The sequence below is a fragment of the Pedobacter sp. 05L430 genome (genome assembly GCF_056397585.1).
Window position 1 is genome coordinate 1 of record NZ_JBFTNT010000352.1, and the last position, 6218, is coordinate 6218.

The window sequence follows — 6218 nt, forward strand, 5'->3', positions numbered from 1 at the left end:
ATAGATAGCAGGTTGAAAGGTCTGGACATGGGAGCCAATGATTATTTAACGAAACCTTTCCTGTTGTCCGAACTGAAATTTAGGGTCGACAATCAGATCAAATATCAGCGCACACTTCAGGAATACTACCATAAACATGTATTCGCTACGAATGATTTTAAGGCAGATGAGGCTACCCATCCTTTTTTGATTAAGCTGTATGACATCCTWGATCAATTTCTGGATCATCCTGATTTTTCCATTTCCGATCTGGCCGATAAATTAGCCATGAGTTCAAGAACATTAAATCGCAAATTAAATAGCCTCACAAAAATGGCTTCCAGCGAATTGATTCGGAATTATCGTTTAAAAAAAGCTGCTGCTTTTCTAACTACAGGTTTCTCTGTTTCCGAAGCAGCCTACATGTCGGGCTTTGAAAGCGTGTCATATTTTGGCCAGTGTTTTAAAGAGCAATACCGGATTACACCTTCAGAATTTATTAAACAAACGCGCGCGATAAATTATTAAGTTTTACTGCCTGTCCGTTTTTTGAGAGAAAATGTCCGAATATTAAGGCCGTGAGGGCTCCGCATGTAAAAATTGTCTGATATATTCGAGTCATTGTCCGTTATCTGATAGCCATTTTTTCATCTTCTCCACAACTTTGATATACAGCAAATGAGCTTTTGAAATAGCATGAGAGCTGTTAAACAGAAGCTTGATTAATTAACAATTTAATCTTTAAAATTATGGGACAAGGTGCAATGCTAAGAATTTACAATGGCACTCCAATGAATGTTAGAAAAACTCAGGGAGGACCTGGTTACCAAATGAATGCCTGGGGGCCTCCTGATAATGTAAATGCAAAATCTGCTCAGCAGTTTTACTTTGAATTTAATCAGGGATTTGGCAAGGAGCCAGGAGATGATAAGGCAGAGGTATGGTATAATCTGGATAGTACCTCGTTATCGTGTAAAATTACTGCCTCCGGCAGCAATGATACCGGTATGTTTTATCTCAACTTTCAACTCGGTTGGTCTAACTCAGATATTCATCCATCGTCTTTACCATATTATATATTCTGGCATTCGGGCATGGATAAGTGGAAACTAATAGACCATGATTCACATTCAATTAGTGATAATATCGAAGATGGAGATGATGGCAAATATCAGATGTACGAACTGAAACTAGTACAAATAAGGGCTTTTTGTAAGGACGATCAGGAAGCAATTAATGTAGGTACAGCTTTGGTAGATGATAATCAATCATCGCAGGTATTTCAAAGTTTTATAAATAGAGTTAACAATAATATTAAATAAAATTAAACCTTAAAATTATGCCACTAATAACATTATCAGCTCATAACAATCATACGATTGACGGACCTCATACAGTAACCGTAGCTCCTGGAACACATACGGAAAATAGAAGCACTCAAGTACATGTCTCTTTCATGAAACCAGGCGGTGGCGGCGGCAGTGTTACCTTTCAGATAACCAATAACCATAAAATTTTTGGAAATGGGGGGCAGCCAATTCCACATGGAACCACCAGTGTACATATAATTAATCAGGGGCCGGAAACGATAAACATATCGTGGGTATAGTCCCTCTAATTTCAATCGAAATGGAAAAAGTAAATAACTTTGTGCTCAGACACAAACCAGGCTTAATAAGTAAACACAGGTATATTGATCGCCCGCCAGGAAAAATAGCCAACAGTGGGTCGGACCAAACTTCAGATCCTTTAAATGGCAATTATACCGTGGTGAAATTAGACAGCATAATGGCATCATTCCAGGGAGTAAATAACAACCTGGAACTGATGTCGTTTACTGCACAGCCTTATACAGATAAAACTAACGGATCAGGAGTGGCCATCTCTGATGAAACTTCATTATCAATTGAGGGAGGAAGTAATTTTAAGCAAATGGTTACAATTAGTGCCGATATTGATGGTAATAAAAAGGATGAAATTATAGTAGCGTATTTAAATGATAAGAATGAGTTGTGGTTGGAAGTTATAAAATATGAGGAAGGAGCGAAAACTTCGAACTACGCCGTGTTGTCCAGATTTATAATTGAAGCTGAAATAGGAGATCAGACTACTATATGGGGTAGTTATACAGATGAAGGCGAAATAAAAAAACCTATAATAGCATGGGTTGATAAAAGTAACAAGGTAAAAATATGGACCTGCGACAATATTGCTGATGATACGAAAAGAGAGCCATTCTTATTTGAAGGACCGGAGACCAGTGAAAGTAAAAAAGCAGATATTGCGATTGGTGCTTTTACCGGGCAAAGAAATAACGAAATAGCAATTTTTTATGAAGGTAAAAAAGACAGTAACGGTAATAATCTTTTTGTAAGCGTATATTGTATTGCTAATCAGAAGAGTAAGCTTATAAGCTCAGCAATAGTGGGAGCCACAGATGAAGGTTATTCTCCTTATACACTAAATGTTAAATCAGGAGCTTTTCTTGCTAATACTGTTAGAGATGGGTTGGCTTTGAGTTGGGCAATAAAAGAAACAGATAAAGCCCAGCTGCAGATGTGGGAATGTCATAAATCAAATACTGAAAAAACTAATAACCAATTTGATTTAAAAATGGTAGATGCAGCTAAAGATTTGGCAGTAAAAGGTGGCCTTATCAGAACAGCAGTAGGCGATATAAATGATGATGGTGTAGAAGAACTGGTAGTTGGGAGGGTTGCTAATGAATTGATAGAGGGGCATCTTGTTTTGCAAGTATATAGGTTCGAGAATACGTTAAAGTTAAGTCCTGCTTCAACAGGCCGAATGTATGGTGATAATTCATTCAACTTTATTTCTTTTGATTTTGAGTTGGCAATTGCAGATTTAGAAAATCATAGTTCACCGGGACTCGATAATAATTACATTGGTGCAGGTATTGTTATTGCCGCATTGGGGGCCGAAAAATCTTTAATGCCACAAAATGGTTATGCAAGGGTAAGTTTGGGTGTAATAAAAGTAGATCCGGAACTTAATTTTGCCATCAGATATAAAGAAAAACCAGCAGCAATACCCGGATTGTTTTCTGGTAATATTGCTTACGACAGCAATAAAAATTTAGGAAATTTAAAAATTAAACTCACACATGGCGATTTTAATGGAACCAATATATGTGTAGGGAGCCCGAAACAAAGTACAATTGAAGATGTAAATTCGATTATTGCTATCATTAATTTCCCACCCATACCCTCAGAGTTTCAAAACACCGAAGAATTTAATTGTGTCGGTCAAGTTTCATTTAGCGATACCAAAGGGAATTCAACCTCAATGGGGCTTAGTACTCACCGTTCTTATAGTACATCTGACAGTCTTGGCAGTTCTTTAGGAATATCAAGTTTATTCTCCTTTACCAGTTCGATTAATAAAACTCATGGCAAGGATTTTAGTAAATCGACAGATAAAATTGCTGATATAACCACCTCTCTTAATGTAAGCTCAGATAAAGAGGATGTTATACTCCTGAATGTAAATATATTCAATACATGGGAATATCCGGTTTATAAAGATGGGGTACATAAAGGCCATATATTAGTTGTTTTCCCCCAATCAAGTGGCAATATTAAAACATTATCAGGAAAAGACCTGTCATCATTATATAAGCCGGCACATTTAATAGGTAATATTCTATCTTATCCTTCTGCAGACCCTAAAGATTATGATGCTATGAAAGGTAGCTTTTGTAATGCAGTTATCTCTGTGGACAGTCAACCTACTTCTATAAGTGCGAATTGGTCTAATTCGAATAACCAATCAGAACAAAAATCAGTAAATCAATCAACTCACATCAGTAATCAGCAATCCGCAAATGTGTCTTCAGATTTTTTGTGTGGATTCAGTTTAGGTATCAATCACAATTATGACAACACTTATAGTAATAGTGAGTCTTCTAATTACGCTATCAATTTTACAGAATCAACAAATATTGATATGTCTATTACTCCTGCAGGCTTAAATGAAACTATGTATTATACGGTTAAACCTTATGTATACTGGTGTAAAACTTCAAACCATAAATGGTTTGCCCGCCCGCGGAGCAGGACATTGTATTTTTACAGTAAAAACATCTTTTTTAGAAAGCTTACTGGTGGATGGGTACACCTCGATTTATGCGGTTATTAATCCAAAAACAACGTTGAAGAATTTGAATGATCACAATAAAATTGGTTTTGGCTATTATCCTTCAAATTACCTGTCGGGCGCTATATAGAACATTTATAATTGCATGTTAAAGAAACGTTCGTTGCCAAAATAAGCACGTTTGTGTAAACGTACTATTCCGTCATCAGAAAAGTCTTTAGGTGCATAAGCATTCATTGGATATTTGGTTCCGAGTAAGCCCATTTCCATGAATGTATGGGCCAGGAGTTCGCTGCAGAAAAAAGCATCCGTTGGGGCCGTTTTATTGTAATAACGGCCTTCAACAAAGCGATTAGCCATTTCTTCATCAGATGGAAAACCAGCTTGATTCACAATTGGCATTAACTGCTGTAAAATAGTTCCGATTGCTGTTTCTTTTGGGAGGTATAACGGTTTAAATGCAAATTTCACATCTTCAAAGTCTTTGGCCGTTGCACTAAGACGCTGTTCTAAATCAACTAGCATAGGTCCTGGTTTTGCCTGTCCAGTAATGACATCTGGTAAATTAGTTAGCGAATTTGCTTCCCAAAGGAGCAGATCAGGAGTTTTGCCTGCAAGTCCAATGTCTTCGGCTCTTACAATCATTCCAACGTGAGAAAATGGAGACCATTGAACAGCCTCAATAACAAAGCTGAAGTCATAACGTCCATGAACTAGTAATATGTCACCTGTTTGAAAGTCGTCCTTTATTTCCCGGAAATGCAGGTACCAATTGTTGTCTACAAATAAATCCATGATTAGCTTTATTCAAATGTGTAAAAAAAGCATCACATGTAGTAAAAAAAAATATATAATTTGTTAAAAATTCATTTTATGGAAATAGGCATTGAGAAACTTTATTACCTGATTGAAGGAGCAGCATTAATAGGCAGCGGAGGTGGAGGGAACAAGGCTGCGGCTTACGCTTTAGCCAGTTATATTGTGGAAACAGCACCTTCGGGAGTAGTACAGCTATTGAGTGCTCAAGACCATCTTTTTGATTCCTCTGCCATGGGCTGTATAATTGCCGACATAGGAGCCAATGCCGCTCAGGAGGAGAAACAACATGAGGCAATTGCTACAGCTTTTAACGAGTTGTCACTGCAATTGAAACGCACCATAGGAACTAACCTAACTTTTGTTGTGCCAATCGAAACTGGCCCCGAGAATAGTATAGTGCCGTTTGTGGTAGCCGCGCGTTACGGCGTACCGGTTTTGGATATTGATGGCGCCGGTCGTGCAGTCCCTGTTTTATCTCTTGCAACATTTGGTAAATTACCGCCCTCACCCGCCGTAATAGCAAATGACAAGGGAGATTTTCTTTTGCTCCAAATTGATCAGGTAGCTGACATGGATAGTATGCTTCGCCCTGTAACCGGATCTGCACTATTTGGAAATTCCGGAAGTTTAGCCCTATGGCCATCAAGGATAGATCAATTATTAAATCATAGTATCAAGAATTCATTAAGTTATGCTATGGCTTGTGGAGAACTGATGGATTGCCTAATGAAAGGGCTTCAGATTGATTCTGCATGTTTTCATTTTGTAAATGAAAAGAAAGCTTGTCTAGTAGGACATGGCAAGGTGCAAAGTATACAAAATAAACAAGAAGGGGCCTTTGACTATTCGCTTGCTGCTATCGCCGATGTGCTAACAGGAGGAACAATCAGTGTACTGGCACAAAATGAAAATCTTATATTATACAATTCCAATCAGCAAGGAGCATTATTAACTGCCCCCATAAGCATAACATATCTAAAAACAGATGGCTCTGCAATAACTAATGCCGAAATCAAACAAGGAGATGAAGTGTTTGTACTGGCTATTGATGCCCCGGAGGTTTTAAAAGAACCAGACCGTTTACTTCTTTTTAAAGAGCAACTACAAGAATTCGCTTATTTTGGCAGTTTAAATTATCAGCTACCAGCAGAAGAGGGACTAGCAGATTTACTGACCAGATTAATTCCCAATCCAATTTTAGTAAAATAAATTATATAAAAAATATACGGATCTAATAAGGATCAAATAGGGGGTTGATAGGGAGGTTTCCTTATTTGATTCTTTTGTAATCCTTTGTAAATCTT

At 37.5% G+C, this 6218-nt stretch carries 6 protein-coding genes; 5 read left to right on the top strand and 1 reads right to left on the bottom strand.

Annotated elements, in window-relative coordinates; translation table 11 throughout:
* The 4 genes from AC1DG9_RS24455 to AC1DG9_RS24470 form a co-directional block, all read left to right on the top strand.
* Positions 1-507: helix-turn-helix domain-containing protein (locus tag AC1DG9_RS24455; protein ID WP_477635411.1), on the top strand; the 507-nt coding region annotated here is incomplete at its 5' end.
* A 221-nt stretch (positions 508-728) separates the two neighbouring features.
* On the top strand, positions 729-1301 hold the full coding sequence (locus tag AC1DG9_RS24460; protein WP_288879640.1) for a hypothetical protein: 573 nt from the start codon (positions 729-731) through the stop codon (positions 1299-1301).
* Positions 1302-1318: 17 nt separating this feature from the next.
* Complete coding sequence (locus tag AC1DG9_RS24465; RefSeq protein WP_337715850.1) at positions 1319-1588, top strand: hypothetical protein; 270 nt, start codon at positions 1319-1321, stop codon at positions 1586-1588.
* Positions 1589-1608: 20 nt separating this feature from the next.
* Entirely contained in the window at positions 1609-4137 is a 2529-nt protein-coding gene (locus AC1DG9_RS24470) for a hypothetical protein (RefSeq protein ID WP_477635412.1), read from the top strand.
* 93 nt (positions 4138-4230) lie between these two features.
* Here the strand turns inward: AC1DG9_RS24470 and AC1DG9_RS24475 are convergent, their stop codons facing one another.
* Complete coding sequence (locus tag AC1DG9_RS24475; protein WP_288879645.1) at positions 4231-4890, bottom strand: hypothetical protein; 660 nt, start codon at positions 4888-4890, stop codon at positions 4231-4233.
* Positions 4891-4968: 78 nt separating this feature from the next.
* Between AC1DG9_RS24475 and AC1DG9_RS24480 the strand changes: the two genes are divergently transcribed.
* Complete coding sequence (locus tag AC1DG9_RS24480; RefSeq protein WP_288879647.1) at positions 4969-6123, top strand: S-methyl thiohydantoin desulfurase domain-containing protein; 1155 nt, start codon at positions 4969-4971, stop codon at positions 6121-6123.
* The last annotated feature ends 95 nt before the right edge of the window (positions 6124-6218 follow it).